Below are 17,686 nucleotides of genomic sequence, written 5' to 3' on the forward strand. Positions count from 1 at the left end.
TGCGGTCGAAGTGTCAACCAAACCTTCAGCAGGCCCGTCCATGCGTAAGGCCGGAACAGGATATGCCAGTTTCTCGGCACACCCTGCTGAGTCGTTTACCTGCTAGCGCCCCAGAGCTTCGACGGCCGCTTGGTATGCTGCTGCCCTTTCTGGATTCCGAGGCTTGCGCTTCCTTGTTGACAACGCTCGGGGATCAGTCGTTTTGCTCCCCCGCACCGCTCTCGCGATAGCTGCTGTCACTTTGTCATTAGGTTCTTCCCCGATCCAGTGCTCGAGTGCACTTTCGACATCGTTTGCCACCACGCGGTCGAACTCGGGATCAGTGCGTGTTGCGTGGAGCACGATAGCCGCACCGAGCGCTTCTCTTGCAGATCCTACTAGGAGCGGTTGCAAGACGGCTTTCACCTCGTTTCGTGTGTCAGCTTCAAGAGGAATAGTGATGAAAAGCCACTTGGTGGAGTGCTTCTCGGAAGCGCTGTCGAGCGTATCGTCGAGGATCGCTCGAATGGCGTCGGCGTACAGCCCTGGATCGGCCACTGCCAAAGCTTTCGCGAATGCAGAACGAGAAGCGTCTGGGACTGATGCCTCGGCTGTTTGATCCAGATAGGTTGCCCAGGTCGTTTTCGCTCGTTCCGATTCCAGCTCATCGCCACGGTCTGCGACGACCTTCATTGCATCCCTTGATCCGCTTTCTAGCGCAACCGTGACAGCATTGTCGAGTTCGAGGTGGTGCGTCAACGCATCAACACGCTTTATGGTGTTGCTGTCAGGACCCTCACTAGCGACTAGGTCGTCGATCCGGGTGATGAATTGGTCGGCAACCTCCATACGGAGAAGCTGAAGATCAACGAGCGCCCAGAAATCTGCGGAGTCAAACTCGTTGACATAGCGCGCGAAGTTGCTGTTGACCGACGTCATGACTGTTGCAGACCACGCGAGTTTCGCCGTTGTTGCCAATGCGCGCTGCCGATGTGTGCCCCCGTGCGCCGCGACCGAGGTGAGAGCGTTGAGCAATTCGCTTTCTGTGGTAACGGAGACGAACCCTGTCCCAATTACATCGGCCGCGGCGGTTGTCACTCCGTCTGTGAAGTCATAGTTGGTGCTGAACCAAGGCATCATTTCAGAGATCGCATCGTCAGCCCAATGTCTGAGCTCGTCGGAGGAGAATATGGATGCAGTGAGCCGACCAGCATCTTCCGGGGATCCGGAGACGCCAAACTGGGAGACCCATTTGTCGTGAATTACCTGTCGTGCGGCAGATTCGAGTCGTCCAGCCAGAGTGGCGAGGTTCAACGCAGTGTCGACAAGGTCGACACCGGCACTGTCTGTTCCGTCATTGTCCGTAGACCAAGAGGTAAAGATCGCCTCAGCGAGCTTCTTCTGCCCTTTGGCTCCATGCTCTGCCATCGCTTTGATCACGGGAAGAGCCATCGAGCTGGCAAACGTGCCTCCCGCGACCCAACCCGCGATCACATCGGCGGTGCGCCCTGTCGAATATACACGCTTTGGGCCATCGCCCGCGCCCCAACTTTGAATTCTGGATGCGGCTCGAATGGCGAGGGCTACAGCTCCACTGAAGACTCTCGCGACCGGTGCACTGTCTTCTTTTACAGCTGTGGCACTCGCGGGAAGGGAGGTGTAGGTGAGGTAGGACAGCTGCTTTTCCGTCAGCTCCAACTTCTCGATTGCAACTAACGCGATCGCACATTCGTAGGTGTCTGCAGCGCTGCCGAGTGCCGTGAACAAAAGTACTTCGTCAAGAGGTGCAGCAGGTTCAGTGATGCGGAAGGCAATGTCTTCGACCACGATAAGGTCTTCTTCATCTGCGGTGAGATCATCGTCATCGCTCGCAGCCAGTTGAACTGCTTTCGAGAGAAGGCGGCTCGCAGTGCCGGTATCTAGATCCTCATGGTTCCAGTCAGCAAAGGATTCCCACGAGTCGATGATCTCGATTCGCCGTTCCACCCACGTTTCAAACTCATCAGCACTGACTGCGGCGGAGATCAACTCACGCGCGCTCCAAACTTCCCCGTCGCTGTTTTCCTCGCTAGCATTGAGGACCGCCTTCCCAAGTAGACTGGCTGCTCCCGACGGTGCATTGCCAAGTATCGCGATTGCCCCGGCTACATCTGTAAGCGCATGCGGCCTTTGGCTGACGACGGCGCCAACTACTCTCGCGATCTCCGCGCTCCGCAGGGCTTCATTTCTCGTTGCTGCGGCAAGGAGCGCGGCCACCCCATTATCTTGTTCTGCCGGGACAAGCTCACGAAGCACTGCAACAAGAAGTTCCCTGAACGATTCAGTGGATTCCATTCCGCCAGCGCGTGCTTCCTCTGCCAACCGCGCTAGCTCCGCAGACTGGTTGTTAGCGAGAGCCTGTCGCAGCGCTCGCGCATGTACGTTTCCGAGCAGTTGACTAAATCGATCTTGTCCCAGATAGAGGAAGGGCACATAGTCTACTTCCTCGGGGCCCCACCCAGCGGTTCGGGCGAGGTACCGGAATAATGGTGCGTTCTGCAGGTCGCTGATATCGAAGCCCGCCTTCGCGAGTGTGCTGTTCTCTTCAGCAGAGGCGTCAACCGAAGATGCTCGGGATCCCAATTCAATGAGATCCACGTCATTGAGTGCAGCTCGGAAAAACGCAGGATAGTCAGTCTTGAGAACTACCACTCGCGCGAGTACCTCGAGGTTCTTTGTCACAAGCCCATCTCGGAGAGATCTGGCGCCTGTGCGTAGTTCACGAGCGTGCGCAAGTCGGTAGTCGCTGCTGAACGCATTCAGAAGTCGAACTACGTGACGGGGGTCTCTCACATCATCGTGAATCAACATCATGATCACGTCATCCATCTTCTGGCCGGCTCTTTCTGCGAGGGTGGTCGCCTGCTCATTGAGCAACGATCGGGCAAAGTCCCGCAGATCGAAAGTCTCGTGAACTGGAACTTCCTGCCTTAGGGTGAACAAGCGGTTGAGGAATTCGTGTGCGTCAGGGGTGCTCGCACCGTTGCCGTCCTCAATGGCAGACCGCACGATTTCCTCGTCAATGGAGACGATGAAGATCGGTTGTCGGTCCTTCTTACACGTAAGCTGGAAGCTCCGAATCGCGTTCAACGCGGCAAGTATCTGCTCTTTCGAGAGCCGATCGATGTCATCGACGGCCACGACGAGCCGAGTCTTGGCTTTATCAACCAGTGCTGCGAACGCTTGTTCTTGTTCGTCAGCTGCCTCGACCTTTGCTCGTTGCGTCACGCGCGCTCCGGATGCGAGTAGTCCTCCGAGGTTCACAGATCCAATGTCGATGCTGCTGCCGAGCCAGATGAATGGGGCAAAGAATGCGCCAGTCGTGACGAGCGGGATCACAAAGCTTGAGGTGGTTTTCCAGTTCTCGGGTGGCACCAGGAATGAGAGCAGCCCGATCAGCGCTGCCGCGCCGACCACTGCCAGCGCAATGTAGACGAGGAATCTGCTACGCGAAAGTCGTAGCTTCTCCTGTAGCTGGGTTGCGATTCGTCCGAGGGGCGAGAGCGCAAAGTCCGAAACGGTTATTGATTGTGCGCTTCGCAGCGGTTCCAGGATCTCGTCAGCGTCCTTCGAGGAGACTTGTTTGGACGCAACGAGGGCTTCGGCGAATGCATATACGGCTGCGCGATGGAAGCCCACTGGTTCGTGACGCTCTGCCGACATCCTAATAAGGCCAAGGTTTCTGTCGCCTAGCAGCTTCGCACGGAGCAGCTCGATGATCGTGCTCTTACCCACGCCAAACTGACCGAGTAGGCCAATCATGCGCCGATGATTAGTGGGCTCGCTCACCATACGGTGCAAGTTGTCCGCGATGTCATCGTGTCCAAATGCGTCCTGGGACACTTCACCAACCGGTGCGTCAACGACAAACCAATTCCCGCTTGGGCGCACCTTTGCGCTCATTTACACCGCACCTTTCCACACGCCAATACAACGCCATCTGTTCTCTCCACAGTAGCGATGACCCCAGCCACATGGACGGAGGTTAGGATGTGTCTGAAAATTGTCGCGCCCAGGCTATAACTGCGTTGAGGATAACTGGGGCACGGTAGTGTTAGTCTCGTTACAATTGCCGACCCTCAGCACTCCACCGAACCATTGTCAGGCACTCCCTAGTTAAGCAGGGCTGACGCGAACATGTCATGTAGTCCCTCGGGTTGAACCTAGCACGCTCAAGCGAAGCTCAGCACTAGAGTTGAACCAAGAGACTCACTACACCTGCGTTGTTCATATTCACCTGACACGCATTCATACATGAAACTATCGTTGTGCTCGACTGACCTAAACCTTTAAAGCCACGTCAGCTTTTCCTGCCCCAGCTCAACCCATCGTCAAAAGTGCTGCACGCATCAAGCCGAAAACTTCACTGGCCCGCGCCATCGGAGAAGGAGCTGCTCACCATTCCGCAACTGGCCAAGGCGCTGTCGGTGTCCGCTTCCTCGCTCTACAACCACGTCGGCGGCAAGGATGAAATCATCGAGCTGATGCGCGGTCAGGCCATGTCCCGGGTCCAGCTGCCCGAAGCGCCTGGCGGCCACTGGCGGGAAACCCTGCGGTTGATCGCGGTGTCCTACTTCGAGTCCTACTCCCGGCACCCGAGGCTAATCCCCCTGTTCACCAGCCACACCGTGCGGGACCGCACCACGCTGCGCGTCTATGACGCCCTGGCCCAAACCCTGGCCGGTGCCGGCTTCGACCCGGCGGCACGGTTGACGGCGATCACCATCATTGATTCCTTCGTCCTGGGCTCGGCGCTGGATGCGGCCGCCCCCGATGAGGTCTGGGCAGCCGATGTCGATTCCTCAGCGTCATTCACCGAAGCCCTCGAAGAGGGGCTGGGGTCGGCCGAACGCGCCGAGCAGACCTTCGGGCAGGGCCTGGACATCATCCTGGCGGGGCTCGAAGCCCGGGTTTCCGCGCGGGGGTAGCGGGCCCCTGATCCGCGCCGGGTTCAGATCAGCTGGTGGCCGGGCGCTGCGGCGCGGAGGCGAAGAGGTTCAGTCCCAGCGCGCGGGAGAGGTGGCCGATGGCCAGCTGGGAGCGCACCGAGTTGCCGGCATTGTCCAGCAGCGGCGAGAACGCGCCGATCGCGCCCTTGCCCGGGGCCATGGCCACAATGCCGCCGGAGACCCCGGACTTGGCGGGGATGCCGATTTCAAAGAGCCATTCACCGGACTTCTCGTAGAGGCCATTGGTGGCCACCACGGCCAACACGTCCCGGCACACGTCCGCGGAGATTACCCGCTCCCCGGTGACCGGGTTGACCCCGCCGTCGGCGAGCGTGGAGCCCATGATCGCCAGGTCGTGGGCAGTGACCTTCAGCGCGCACTGACGGGTGTAGATGTCCACGATTTCCAGCGGTTCGCCCTCCAGCTGCCCGTGGGCCTTCAGGAGCCGGCCCAGCGCCTTGTTGCGCTCGTTGCTTCGGGATTCGGAGCGGTAGACCTCGCCGTCCATCTTCAGGTGGCGTCCGGCGAAGGCGGAGAGGCATTCGCGGATGTTCTCCCACTTCTCGGCCGCGGTCTGCCCCGGAACCAGCGCCGCGGTGGCCAGCGCCCCGGCATTGACCATGGGGTTCATGGGATGCCCCTCGTTCAGTTCAATGGCCATCACCGAGTTGAAGGACATGCCGGTGTTGTTCACCCCGATGTAGTCGCGCACCGCGTCATGTCCCAGCTCCTGCAGGACCAGCGCGTAGACGAACATCTTGGAGATCGACTGGATGGAGAACTCGTAGTTCACGTCCCCGGCGCACAGCACGTTGCCGCCGACGTTGGACAGGGCCACGGCAAACAGGGAGGGGTCCACTTCACCGAGGATGGGAATGTAATAGGCCAGCATGCCTTCGTCGATGTCGGCGTAGCGGGCGTGCACATCCTGCAGCAGCTCCTCGATGCGAGCCTTTTCCGGCAGGGAGCCGGTGGAGACTTGCTGTTTGACATCACTGTAGTCATTTGGAATCACTGACGCCCCCTGTCCCTTGCCGTACATGGTCCGCTCCTGCCTCTACAGGCTATACCGGGGCGCCCTGCCCCGCCGCCGAGTTGAGTTCGGTGTTTCCAGTATCCGTGCCCGATCGGCGCCACCACAAACCACGGTGTGCCGCGCGCCTAGCCGCGGACCAGGGAAACGATCTGCCCGGTGGCCCGCCCGGAGGGGGCCAGCAGGTGCCCCAGGTGCTTGTGCACCCTGATCACCGTGGAGCGGTCCGCCACCCGGGCGCCGGGAATCCTGGATTCCAGGACCGCCTCCAGCCGCAGCGCGTCGGCCCGGCTGCGGCTGGTGAGCGCGACGATGAGGTTGAATTCCCCGAAGGCCACCCCGGCGAACTGGATCTCGGGCATGGCCAGCCACGCAGCGTCCCCCTCCACCAGGGAGGCGACCGGGACCTGCAGGAAGTACCAGGTCACCGCCGGCCAGTTCGAGTACTGCTGGGCAACGTGGATGCGCAGATCCAGTGCCTGCTGCATGCGCAGCGTGGCCAGTGCGTCACTGGCCCGCTGCCCGCTGATGCCCAGCTCCCGGGACAGCTCGGTGTTGCTGGCGCGCACGTCCCTTTCCAGCACCCGCACGATGCCGGTGGCCAGCTGATCGGGCACCACCTTGGCGGCGGCCGCCCGCGGCGGGCGGAAACGCGGAATGCTGTTGACCTGGGCTGCGGAAAGGGCCTGCACGGTCCAATTTGCACCGAGCTTGAGAATGGAGTTCAGGATGTAGGTGCGGGTGGAGCGCACCCCGGGCAGGGTTCCCAGCCGGGTGAGGATGTATTCGGCCAATTCGTCATCGTCGCGTGCGGTCAGCGTCATCACGATGTCCCGGCTGCCGCTGGTCAGGTCGATGGAGATGATGTCCCGGTCAAGGCTCGCCTGCCCAGCGGTGCGCAGCACCTGGCCGGGATGGCACTGCACCTCCACGATGGCGGTGCTGCCGCGGTGTCCGGCGTCCTCCATGGCCACCGACCAGGCGCAGCCGCTGGAGATGATGCGTTCCCAACGCCGGGCCAGGGTCACCGAGTCCAGCCCGAGGATCCCGGACAACGCCGTCCACGGGACGCGCGGCTCGATCTGCAGCGCATTAATAATCTGCAGGTCGATCTGCTGAAGCTCGAAATTCTTCATACTTGCCCGCCCTTGGGGAATTTTCCTTCATTTTAACCACAACCATTGCTCGGCCTGTCATTGTAATACGGGTCACGTCCGAAGGACGCACACGCAGAAGGAGAACGACATGGACACCACTGGGCACCGCTTGGGCACACGGGCGGTGGGAACGTACCGGCTACTGGTTCCCATCCTGATTGGCCTGGAGTTCTTTTCCGGGCTCGTGCAGGGATGGATTGTCCCGCTGCTCGGGGAGATTTCCCGGGTCTACAGTGTTCCGCTGGGCCTGACCAGCTGGGTGCTGGCCGTGGGCCTGCTCTCCTCGGCCGTCAGTGTCCCCCTGATCTCCATCCTCGGCGACCGCTTCGGCCCGCGCCGACTGCTGGTGGTGGCGGTGAGCCTGGCCGCAGCCGGTTCCATCCTGATCGCCCTGGCCCCGAACTTCGCCTGGCTGCTGGTGGGCACCGCGATCCAGGGCCCGGTCGCCGCGTTCCTTCCGCTGGCCATGGCGCTGCTGAAATCCCACCGCCCGCAAAGCGCAAACCGGGATGTGGGTCTGATCGTGGGCACGCTGACCTTCGGTGTTGCCGCCGGCAGTATCTTTGGCGGCATCGCCATGGACGCCATCGGCCGGCTGCACACGGTGCAGCTGATCCCGGCGATCGCCCTGGCCGTCTTCGTCCCGTTGGTGCTGTTCTTCGTCGCCGAATCCCAGGCCGATGCCACCCGCAGTGTTGACTGGCTGGGCGCCCTGTTGCTGGGCATCGGCCTGGTGGGACTGATGTACGGCCTGTCCGAAGGTTCGCAGTCCGGCTGGCTGGCAGCCGCCACCGTGCTGCCCATCGCGGTGGGCGTGGCCGCGCTGGTGCTGTTCCTGATGGTCGAACGCCGCGCGCTCTCCCCCATCGTGGACATCCCGGCGATGCGGGCGGCCGGGCTGGCCAATCCGATCTTCATCGGCTTCCTGGTGGCGCTGACCATGTTCGGCAACCAGTCCCCTCCGGTCATGTTCCTCACCGCCAATCCGGCCGAGCTGGGCTACGGCAACGCCATGCCGGCCTCCGGGGTGGGACTGGTGGTGGCCGTCTCGGCCGGCAGCCTGACCCTGGGCTCGTTCCTGTCCAGCATGATCTCCAAGAAGCTGGGCCGCACCAGCACCCTGGCCCTGTCCTGCCTGGCGGCGGCTGCCGCCCTGTTGTGCATGGCCTTCGTCCCCTCCTCCACGCTGCTCTTTGCCCTGTGGCTGGCGATCTGCGGGGTGGGCACCGGCATCGTGGTCGGCATCCTGCCCGGCATGGTCATTGAGCGTTCCCCCGAATCCGCCGCGGGCTCCGTGGCCGGGGTCTACAACACCGGACGCACCATTGGCGGTTCGCTGGCCGGCGCGTTCGTCGCCTCGGTGACCACCATGCTGGTGATCAACCCCGGCAGCGGGGCCGAAGCGGCGCCGGCACCCTCCCTGGCGGCCTTCCAGGTGGTGTGGGTCTGCTTCGCCGCCGTGAACGTGGTGGCCGCCGCCGCCTCCCTGTTCATCGGGCGCAAGGGTGCCACCGCGCCAGCGGAACCGGCCAATGTTGCGGCCCCGGACGCGGTCGCCAGCTGATCCCGCCGCAACCGTTCACCACCTGGCACCCCTGGACACCCGAACCTTTCGAACATCCCCGACCAGCCGACATCTTTGAACAAGGAGTTCCCGTGAGCAACACCGAAGAAATCCGCGACCAGATCCTGGCCACCATTGAACAGCGCCAGCAGCAGCTGTTGTCGCTGAGCCACGGCATCAGCAGCCACCCCGAATTGGCCTTCGAGGAATATTGGGCCTCCTCCGCCGTGGCCGAACTGCTGGAGAACGCCGGGTTCGCGGTCCAGCGCGCCGCCTATGGCCTGCCCACCGCCCTGGAGGCCGTCTACGGGCAGGGCGAATTCACGGTGGCGGTGGTGGGCGAATACGATGCCCTGCCGGAAATCGGACACGGCTGCGGCCACAACATCATCGCCACCGCCGGTGTCGGAGCCGCCCTGGCCTTGAAGCCCGTGGCGGACCGTCTGGGACTGCGCATCAAGTTCCTGGGCACCCCGGCCGAGGAAATTGGCGGCGGCAAGATCCTGATGCTGCAGCAGGGCGCCTGGGATGATGTGGACTTCTCCCTGATGGTCCACGGCAACACCGGGGTCCAGTACCGGTGCCTCAGCCAGGGCACCCAGGCCTATGAGCTGCTGGATGTCACCTACACCGGGCGCACCGCCCACGCCGCGGCGGCACCCCACGAGGGAATCAACGCCGGCTCGGCCGTCACGCTGGCCCAAGTCGCCTTCGGGCTGCTGCGCCAGCAGCTGAAGTCCAGTGTGGTGGTCTCCTCCTTCGTGGTCAGCGGCGGCACCGCCACCAATGTGATTCCCGGGGAGGCGAAACTGCAGGTGGAGATCCGCGCGACGCAAAGCTCGGACTGGGAAGATGCCCGGCAACGGGTGCGCGCCTGCCTGGAGGGCGCGGCGATCGCCACCGGCTGCCAGCTCTCGGTGGTGCAGCCCGAGCTGCCCTATGAGCCGATGCGCCAGGACCCGGCGCTGGCCCAGTACTGGGATCAGAACCTGGAGCGGCTGGGCTACCAGATCAGCGGGGAACAGCCGCCCACCGGCGGCTCGACCGACATGGGCAACATTTCCCAGTACCTGCCGGCCATCCACCCGATGCTGGCGGTCAGGAACAGCGACGCGGTGATGCACACCTCCGATTTCGCCAGGGACGCGGCCAGCACCGACGGTGATGAGGCGGCCCTGAACGGGGCGCGCGCCCTGGCGTTGACCGTGGCCGATGTGGCCAATGACCCCGAACTAGTGCAGCGCCTGCGCGCGGCCCGCGAGCAACGTCCCTCCGCAAAGCTGTCCAACCGGTCCGGGGACGCCGTGCCGACCCAGGTCGGCTCCCCGGCCTAGATCAAACCGTTCCCGCCCGGTGGTGGCCAGCACATCCCCGGGCGGGAGGGCAAAGCCTCAGGCGGTGGCGGGAAATGTGTAATCCCCTACACTGTTTTGCAGGTTACTGCGCGCCGGGGCGCGGGCACCTAAGGTTTAAAACATGGCTGAAGCAATTACCTTTCACACCCGCAAGTGGGTCCGCCCCGAGGACCTGAACGCCAACGGCACGCTGTTCGGCGGTTCGCTGCTGCGCTGGATCGATGAGGAAGCGGCAATCTACTCGATCATCCAGTTGGGCAACAAGCACGTGGTGACCAAGTACATGTCCGAGATCAACTTCGTGGCCTCAGCGAAGGAAGGCGACCTGATTGAGATGGGGCTGACCGCCACCGACTTTGGGCGCACCTCCATCACGCTGCGCGCCGAGGTGCGCAACATCTTCACCCAGGCCAAGATCCTGACCATCGACAAGCTGGTCTTCGTCAACATCGGTGAGGATGGCACCCCGGAACCGCACGGCTACGACCACATCACCTACACCCGGGACCGCATCCCGCTGGAGATCACCAAGTCCCTCGTCTAGCACACGCTGAAAGCCCTACCCGGCCCCTTCAGCCACCAGGTTCCCAGCAGCTGACCGGCGTGGTTTTGACGGCAACCACCGTCAAAACCACGCCTTTCTCATGCCCCCGGGCGCGCCGGGCCGCTCGCGGCGAAGAAAATCTTGCCAGCCCTTGCCGCACCACGCGGGTCTCGAGCACAGTAGTAGGTGCCCGGGCACAACAGTGCCGGACATCCATCCAGCTTGCGAGGTCCCCATGAGCCGCATGATCTTTGTCAACCTGCCCACCGCCGACCTGGCGAAGGCCGATGCCTTCTATGAGGGGCTGGGGTTTACCAAGAATGAGATGTTCTCGGATTCCAACGCCACCTCCTGGATGATCAGTGACACGATCACCGTGATGGTGCTGCACCGCGACTTTTTCGCCAGCTTCCTCATCGATGGGGACACCCCCACCGTGGGCAGCGGCACCCGTGAAGTGCTCAACGCCCTGTCCGCCGATTCACGCAGCGAAGTCGATGATTTCGTGGCCAAGGCCGTGGCCGGCGGCGGCGCGGTCTACCGGGAGGCCAGCGAACCGTTCGAGGGCATGTACCAGGCAGCCGTCAAGGACCCGGACGGGCACGTGTGGGAAATCGCGTGGATGAGCCAGGAGGCCATGCAGGACGAGGCCTGATCCATCGATCGCACCGAAGGCACCCTGCCCCAGGCAGGGTGCCTTCGGGTTTTCCATAATGAAGTTCTCCGGATCCCTCCGTGTTGCCCGGCCCGGCCAGTACCTAGGGTTGAGGTATGACTTCGACACCGTTACCTTCTCCCCCGGGCACCTGGCGCCCGCCGCTGCGGTTGGGGCTGACCCTGCTGCAGCTTGCCGTGATGGGCACCCTTGGGGTCGCCGCGATCACGCTGTTGGCCGTCTGGCTTCCGGCCAGCCTGGCCCTGGTGGTCCTGCTGGGCCTGGGCCTGCTGATGCTGGTGGGGCTGGTCTATGCGATCTTTGCCCTGTCATGGTTCGAGACCCGCAGGGTCACCGACCTGTACGAGCTGCCCGTCGCCGAGCTGCGCTGGCAGCCCAGCCAGGGTCCCGGCTTCGGGCAGTACCTGCGCAGCCTGGGCCGCAATCTGTCCAGCGGGCGGATGTGGGCGGCCTTTGGCAGCTTCGCCCTTTCCGTATTGCTGGGTGCCGCCACCCTCAACGTGGCCCAGTGGACCATTGAGTCACTGGTTCTCTCCTTCGCGCCGCTGACCGGGGCCGAGGAGGTTTCGGGTCCGTTCGGCTGGCAGCTTCCGGCCTCCCAGGCCCCGCTGATGCTGATCATTACCCTCGTTGGATGCGCGGCGCTCGTGGGCCTGGCATTCCTGCACCGGGCCATCACCACCGCCATCATCGGTTCGGTGGCCCGTGAAACCGACCTCAGTGCCCGGGCCTACACCAGCTCCGCCCAACGGGCCGGGGCGCTGCGGGCCGCGGAACTGGAACGCACCCGCATTGAACGGGACCTGCATGACGGGGTGCAGCCCCGGCTGGTGTCGGTGGGCATGGCCCTGGGCCTGGCCCACCAGCAGATCGACACCAACCCGCAGGCCGCAAAGGAACTGGTGGCCGAGGCGCACACCTCCACGAAGGCGGCCATCACCGAACTGCGCCAGCTCACCCGCGGCATCTACGCCTCCGTGTTGGAGGACCGCGGACTGGATGCGGCCCTCTCGGCCGTGGCCGGACGGTCCCACATCCCGGTGAAATTGGATGTGGACCTGCCCGGGCGCTGCGAGAAGACCGCGGAAGCGGCCGTCTATTTCTCCATCGCCGAAGCCCTGAACAATGCGGCCAAGCACTCCCGGGCCTCCGAATGCCGGGTTACCGTGCGGTTGCGTGCGGAACAGGGCCAGTCCCGGCTCTGGGCGCGGGTGGAGGACAACGGGGTGGGCGGGGCCGCGGTCCTGCCCGGCGGCGGCCTGGACGGGATCACCAACCGGGTGCTGGCCGCCGGCGGCACCGTCCACCTGGACAGCCCGCACGGCGGGCCCACCGCACTGGAGGTGAACGTGCCATGCGCGTACTGATTTGTGAGGACTCGGTGCTGCTGCGCGAAGGGCTGGTGCGGCTGCTGGAACACTCCGGCCACGAGGTGGTCGCCGCGCTGCCGGACGCCGGTGGGCTGAGCGGTTTCATGCAGCAGGCGGACCCCGCCCAGTTCCCCGAACTGTGCATCCTGGATGTGCGCCTGCCCCCGAGCTACACCGACGAGGGGATCCGCGCGGCACTGCAGCTGCGGCGCAGCTACCCGCAGCTGCCGCTGCTGGTGCTCTCGCAGTACGTGGAGGAACGCTACGCCGCCGAACTGATTGCCATGCAGTCCGGGGCCCTGGGCTACCTGCTCAAGGACCGGGTGGCGGACGTGGCCGAGTTCATTGAATCCCTGGAACAGATCCGTTCCGGCGGAACCGTGCTCGACCAGGAAGTGGTGGCACAGCTGTTGACCCGACGAAACCATGACGACCGCATGCAGCGGTTGACCGAACGCGAACGCACGGTGCTGGCCGCCCTGGCCGAGGGCAAGTCCAACCAGGCGATCGCCAGGCTTCTGCACTTGTCCGAAGCCAGCGTGGAGAAGTACATTACCTCCATTTTCCAAAAACTCGACCTGGAAGCCGATGGCACCGGCAACCGGCGCGTGCTCGCCGCCCTGGCGCATATCCAGGACACGGGCACCGGCAACACCGATAGGAGCACCCCATGACCACCCCCACCACTCCACCGCCCGTTGGGGACACCCGTCAACGCCGGCCCCTGGGCCCCGTGGGCATTGTGCTGGCCGTGCTGGGCGGACTGATCCTGCTCGGCGTGATCGCCGGAGCCGTCAACCAATCGGTTGCCACCCTCTCCCGCAGCCACACGGTGCTGACCGCCGATGCCAAGGGAACCACCGACCTGAAGGTCAACGCGGAGGCCGGACAGTTCACCCTCGAATTCGCCGACACCCCCGAGGCGGTGCTCGATGTGCGCAGCTCCCGCGGCTCCTGGTCACTGGAGCGCCGCGGCAACACGCTGGAGGTGAAGCCGCCCGGCGGATGGCAGAGCTGGTGCTTCCTGGGCTGCGACCGCTCCCGCAACGACGTAAAGCTCACCCTGCCCCGGGAGCTGGACAATGGACAGCTGAACGCCACCCTGAACCTGGAGGCCGGTGAACTGCTGGCGAACGGAAACTTCGCGCGGCTCGATCTCGACGTTGATGCCGGATACCTGCGCGCCAACGGCTCGGCCACGAGCGTGGATGTGGATCTGGGGGCCGGGCAGGCCGACGTGGTCCTGGCCGATGTCGCGGACGCCACCTACGCCGTCGCCGCCGGACGACTGAACAGCGAACTGACCGGCAAGGCACCGGCCACGGTTGACGCACAGGTCAGCGCCGGACTATTGGATCTGACGCTGCCGGACACCAGTTATTCCGTGGCCAGCGAGGTCTCCGCCGGAAGCGTGGATAACCGCTTGCAGGTCAGTTCCAATTCCAGCCACCAGGTGGGCCTGCAGGTATCGGCGGGCTCGGTGCTGCTGCACCCCGGCGCCCCGCCCACCGGGGACGGCCGGTAGGGTCCAACCACCCCGGCTCGGAAAGCCCGGATGCCGGGGATCCGAAACCGCAACGATACAGGCCTCCGCCGCTAAACCACAGGGTTTAGCGGCGGAGGCCTGTGTCGTGGTGCTCGTCGCTGGAAGCCAACGGGCTAGGAACGGTCCTTCTTCAGCGCGGCCAGCCGGGCCTCCACCTCGGAAGGCTGCGGGGCACCCGCGGCGATTTCGCCGCTGGGCGCCGGAGCCTCGTCCACGATATCCGCACTGGGCTTCAAAGCCGCCAAGCGGGCCTCCACCTCCGCGTCCTGGCCCAGATTGTCCAGTTCGGCGAACTGCGCGTCCAGCGAGGAAGCCGCCAACTCGGCGGCGCCGCGGGCCTTGGCTTCCTCCTGGCGCACCTGCGCCTCAAACCGACCCACCTCGGAGGTTGGGTCGCTCATGTCCAAGGACTTGAGAGCATCCAGCATCTGCCCCTGGGTCTTGGCGTTGCGGGCGCGGGCCACCAGTTCATCGCGTTTGGACACCAGTTCCTGGCGCTTGGACTTCATGGAGTTCAACCCGTCCTTGAGCCGGGCCACCACCTCGCGCTGGGTCTGGATGGTGGGTTCCAGTCCGGCGGCCCGCTTCTCGCAGGACATCTGGCGTTGGATGGCCACGGTCGCCAGCTGATTGAACTTCTGTGCGTTCTGCTCATCCCCGGCCGCGCTGAACTCGTCGGCCTTGTTGGAGGCCGCCAGCGCCTTCGCTCCCCAGTCCTTGGCCTCACGCAGGGCCTTGGCGTGGTCTTCTTCCTGCATGCGCAGGTTGCCGATGGTCTGGGCCACGGCGGATTCAGCTTCGGCAATGTTGTTCGTGTAGTCACGCACCGTCTGATCCAGCATCTTCTTCGGGTCCTCAACGGCGTCCAGGGCCGCGTTGGCGTTGGCCTGGCCCAGCTTGAAGATCCGCGCGAAAAATGAACGTATAGACATGGTGTTCCCTTCGATTGCCGCAGGTTTAACTCTAGGCGACGAACCCCCGCCAACTGAACTCGATTTCGGTTCCTTCAAAGGATGCGGCGATGAAAATCAGGAACGGGGCCAGGCAGACCACCTTCAACAGTTGTGCTCAATGCGGAACGCCAATTTTCCACGCGGGCAGTCCGCAGGTAACAGGAAAAGTTCCGTCGGAGCCGGCCACGATCTTATCGCCAGGTTGTAGGCTATTCGACGCGCAGATCGCACGCACGCGCACGGCGCAGGTACGCGACTTCGTCGATCACGCCGCGGGCCGCGGCGGTGAGGGGTTCGATGTCTTCGCGGCTTGGGGTCCGTCCTTCGTGCCATGCTGCAGCACGTGACTGCTGCGCAAACAGCTCTGGCCAGCGTTGCTCAACCTCGAACTTCTCAGGCACGGCTGACTGCCTTCCAAAATGGTCCTACTGCTATTTGGCCGAATCGCCCGAAAACGGTTCACAGAGCTTTTCCCGCGACTTTGGTTCCCGATACAAATTTCGGGCAGCTTTACTCCGGCTTGCCACTCGAAATAGTGAGCTCCAGCCGGAACGTCTCAAAAACGAGCGTTCTCGAGACGCTTGTCAGCGGGTAAAGCGTACTCAGTGAAGTAACCGCATGTGGTGAATCCGAGGCGTCGATAGACCGGTTCCCCGTCCTCGGACGCCTGCAGCACTGCGGTCTCATAACCGGCCCCGAGCGCAGTACGCATTGTGGCCAGGGTGATGGCTCCGCCGTATCCTTGGCGGCGTTCTGATTTAAGCGTTGAGATGTTGTAAATACCAGCGACCCCATCGCTAAAGAAAACTTCAGCCGAGCAAACGGCCCGGCCATCAACATAGCCAACCAAGTAGCGCGCCGGGGAATCAGCGGCTAAAGCCGCGTCCGAAGCGTCGGCATAGAATCGCTTCACCGTAATCGCTGGTGGATTCCAGTTGGCGGAAAGCACGGTTGCATAATCAGCAAGTTCTTCTGGCGTCCTCACTAACCGTATTTCGAGGCCATCAACCTGCACTTCCGGAAAATTCCCCCGCAAGTCCTTCCACATGCCAGACTCAGTTTCAGAAGCCTCTAAACCGGATTTCTCGAGGGAATGGGCCAGATCATCTGGAGCACTGGCGGAGCCAACCCACCATGAGAATGGGCGTTCGGTGGCACCCAGGGCCCGGAGCGTCTCTGCAACGCGAGTAGGTGCACTAGTGGCGGTGAAGCGGGCGGCCGCAACGATATTGAAAGTGTCGTCGCTGAGGCCGCTATCCGCAATCACCAAATCATCTGTTTCAGTAACAGTTGCACCGTCCAGGTGCCGGTGCAGATGGCACGCGTGCTCAGCCAAGTTCTGCTCCATAGCGAGTTGAAGACCAGGTAGATCAACTGACGACTGATTATCCAATTCCATAATGATCCATCTAAACATCCACGTTCAACGATTACTCAGGGAGCAAGTGCAAAACAAGCTGCTTTGGGGGAAATCTCATCGCTAGTAACCGGCGGCGCACTCTAGTAAGTTGCTAGTTCAACACACCAAAGATCGGCCGTTGTGGGTTTCCCACAAGAGGAAAGAGCACTGAGATGATCGCGCCAAGGAGCCGGGACAGAACACTGAGGCTCCGTTGCTCTGATTGCAACTCAGGCTCCCTGGGGTGCGATCAACTCGTCGAGAGTGAGCTCGTTCAGGCTTGGCGAGCAATCGGTCAAGGCTAGGTCCTAATCCTCCGCACCGGTGGTCAGGGCTTCCCAGATGCAACCGCCAAGCTTGCCCGGCACTCAGCAGTTCATCGCGCACAGCGCCAACGGTCACGCCGGAGGTGGCCATGACGTGAACGGCGGTCCAAGCGCTTGGCGCAACGCCGCACACTCTTCCTGAGAAAAACATGCATGATTTTGCGAGCCATTGATTGCGCCGTGCGGCGCTGGTTAGTCTCCACGTAGGTGCTGGCTTCGACCAGAAGGAACCGCCCTGCCAAGGGTGTTCATTCTGGACCGGCCTTCTGCCGCACAATGTCCGATCACGAGCGAAGGAAGAGAAATGACCCAGGAACCAACCTCGGATGATCAGCAGAACCAGAATCTGGACGAGAACGACCAGCCGGACAAGGCAACCGAACACCAAGACCAGGATGCCAAGAAGCGCAACGGCAAGGGCGAAGACGAGGGCATCGTGAAGGAATGGGAGAAGGAATCCTTCCCGGCCTCCGACCCGCCGGCCAACTACTAGGCCTCACCGCCAGGGAAACCGACTACGAACAGGAAGTGTCCCGATGACAAAGCATTCTTCATCCCGTCCGGGAAGCGACAAGGACGAGGAAAACCAGGTCGACAAGAAGCAGGCCGGCGCCACCTCGAACCCTGACCCGGTCAAGGACAACATCACCGGATTGGAACCGGGCGGCGGCGTACCGCCCGGAGAGACCCCACCGGCCGAGGGCTCCATGAGCCAGGATCAGGGGCATGACGAATAAACGGCATCCCTGAGGCCAGAGGCCCGAACAGCAGGCTGGGCACCGACAGAGGCGTAGCC

At 63.0% G+C, this 17,686-nt stretch carries 16 protein-coding genes; 10 read left to right on the top strand and 6 right to left on the bottom strand.

The genetic code is table 11. The features are described from left to right. Positions 1 to 102: 102 nt before the first annotated feature. On the bottom strand, positions 103 to 3,921 hold the full coding sequence (locus GcLGCM259_RS13195; RefSeq protein ID WP_138926896.1) for a P-loop NTPase fold protein: 3,819 nt from the start codon (positions 3,919 to 3,921) through the stop codon (positions 103 to 105). Positions 3,922 to 4,445: 524 nt separating this feature from the next. Here GcLGCM259_RS13195 and GcLGCM259_RS13200 point away from each other — a divergent pair. Continuing rightward, positions 4,446 to 4,946: a TetR/AcrR family transcriptional regulator C-terminal domain-containing protein gene (locus tag GcLGCM259_RS13200; protein ID WP_217496534.1), complete on the top strand. Its 501-nt coding sequence runs from the start codon at positions 4,446 to 4,448 to the stop codon at positions 4,944 to 4,946. 28 nt (positions 4,947 to 4,974) lie between these two features. Here the strand turns inward: GcLGCM259_RS13200 and glsA are convergent, their stop codons facing one another. Next, the gene (glsA, locus tag GcLGCM259_RS13205; RefSeq protein ID WP_171021167.1) at positions 4,975 to 6,009 is read right to left on the bottom strand and encodes a glutaminase A; all 1,035 of its coding nucleotides are present in this window, start codon (positions 6,007 to 6,009) and stop codon (positions 4,975 to 4,977) included. A 119-nt stretch (positions 6,010 to 6,128) separates the two neighbouring features. Next, a complete protein-coding gene (locus GcLGCM259_RS13210; RefSeq protein ID WP_138926897.1) occupies positions 6,129 to 7,136 on the bottom strand; it encodes an Lrp/AsnC family transcriptional regulator in 1,008 nt (335 codons plus the stop codon). 109 nt (positions 7,137 to 7,245) lie between these two features. On the opposite strand from GcLGCM259_RS13210, the gene GcLGCM259_RS13215 reads away from it, so the two are divergent. The 7 genes from GcLGCM259_RS13215 (at position 7,246) to GcLGCM259_RS13245 (ending at position 14,191) form a co-directional block, all read left to right on the top strand. Beyond that, positions 7,246 to 8,721: an MFS transporter gene (locus tag GcLGCM259_RS13215; RefSeq protein ID WP_138926898.1), complete on the top strand. Its 1,476-nt coding sequence runs from the start codon at positions 7,246 to 7,248 to the stop codon at positions 8,719 to 8,721. A 92-nt stretch (positions 8,722 to 8,813) separates the two neighbouring features. Continuing rightward, positions 8,814 to 10,055 (top strand): M20 family metallopeptidase, encoded by a 1,242-nt coding sequence (locus tag GcLGCM259_RS13220; RefSeq protein ID WP_217496535.1) that lies wholly within the window; start codon positions 8,814 to 8,816, stop codon positions 10,053 to 10,055. A gap of 142 nt (positions 10,056 to 10,197) precedes the next feature. Continuing rightward, positions 10,198 to 10,620 (top strand): acyl-CoA thioesterase, encoded by a 423-nt coding sequence (locus GcLGCM259_RS13225; RefSeq protein WP_138175586.1) that lies wholly within the window; start codon positions 10,198 to 10,200, stop codon positions 10,618 to 10,620. A 235-nt stretch (positions 10,621 to 10,855) separates the two neighbouring features. After that, complete coding sequence (locus GcLGCM259_RS13230) at positions 10,856 to 11,275, top strand: VOC family protein (RefSeq protein WP_138175584.1); 420 nt, start codon at positions 10,856 to 10,858, stop codon at positions 11,273 to 11,275. A gap of 116 nt (positions 11,276 to 11,391) precedes the next feature. Further along, on the top strand, positions 11,392 to 12,663 hold the full coding sequence (locus tag GcLGCM259_RS13235) for a sensor histidine kinase (protein WP_138926899.1): 1,272 nt from the start codon (positions 11,392 to 11,394) through the stop codon (positions 12,661 to 12,663). Then, complete coding sequence (locus GcLGCM259_RS13240) at positions 12,651 to 13,340, top strand: response regulator transcription factor (RefSeq protein ID WP_054821067.1); 690 nt, start codon at positions 12,651 to 12,653, stop codon at positions 13,338 to 13,340. Before GcLGCM259_RS13235 ends, GcLGCM259_RS13240 begins: the two co-directional genes overlap by 13 nt. Further along, a complete protein-coding gene (locus tag GcLGCM259_RS13245; protein ID WP_138926900.1) occupies positions 13,337 to 14,191 on the top strand; it encodes a hypothetical protein in 855 nt (284 codons plus the stop codon). Before GcLGCM259_RS13240 ends, GcLGCM259_RS13245 begins: the two co-directional genes overlap by 4 nt. Positions 14,192 to 14,325: 134 nt before the next feature. Here GcLGCM259_RS13245 and GcLGCM259_RS13250 read toward each other — a convergent pair whose 3' ends face one another. From GcLGCM259_RS13250 to GcLGCM259_RS13260, 3 genes are all read right to left on the bottom strand, one after another. Further along, entirely contained in the window at positions 14,326 to 15,144 is an 819-nt protein-coding gene (locus GcLGCM259_RS13250; protein ID WP_138175576.1) for a PspA/IM30 family protein, read from the bottom strand. A gap of 230 nt (positions 15,145 to 15,374) precedes the next feature. After that, the gene (locus GcLGCM259_RS13255; RefSeq protein WP_138926901.1) at positions 15,375 to 15,566 is read right to left on the bottom strand and encodes an antitoxin VbhA family protein; all 192 of its coding nucleotides are present in this window, start codon (positions 15,564 to 15,566) and stop codon (positions 15,375 to 15,377) included. Between the two features lie 155 nt (positions 15,567 to 15,721). Then, positions 15,722 to 16,564 (bottom strand): GNAT family N-acetyltransferase, encoded by an 843-nt coding sequence (locus GcLGCM259_RS13260; protein ID WP_217496536.1) that lies wholly within the window; start codon positions 16,562 to 16,564, stop codon positions 15,722 to 15,724. 630 nt (positions 16,565 to 17,194) lie between these two features. Between GcLGCM259_RS13260 and GcLGCM259_RS13265 the strand changes: the two genes are divergently transcribed. Then, on the top strand, positions 17,195 to 17,383 hold the full coding sequence (locus GcLGCM259_RS13265; RefSeq protein ID WP_138926902.1) for a hypothetical protein: 189 nt from the start codon (positions 17,195 to 17,197) through the stop codon (positions 17,381 to 17,383). Positions 17,384 to 17,426: 43 nt separating this feature from the next. Continuing rightward, positions 17,427 to 17,627, top strand: a complete 201-nt coding sequence (locus GcLGCM259_RS13270) for a DUF6480 family protein (protein WP_054821062.1) — start codon at positions 17,427 to 17,429, stop codon at positions 17,625 to 17,627. Positions 17,628 to 17,686: the final 59 nt, after the last annotated feature.

The sequence above is a fragment of the Glutamicibacter creatinolyticus genome (assembly GCF_006094275.1).
GTDB lineage: Bacteria > Actinomycetota > Actinomycetes > Actinomycetales > Micrococcaceae > Glutamicibacter > Glutamicibacter creatinolyticus.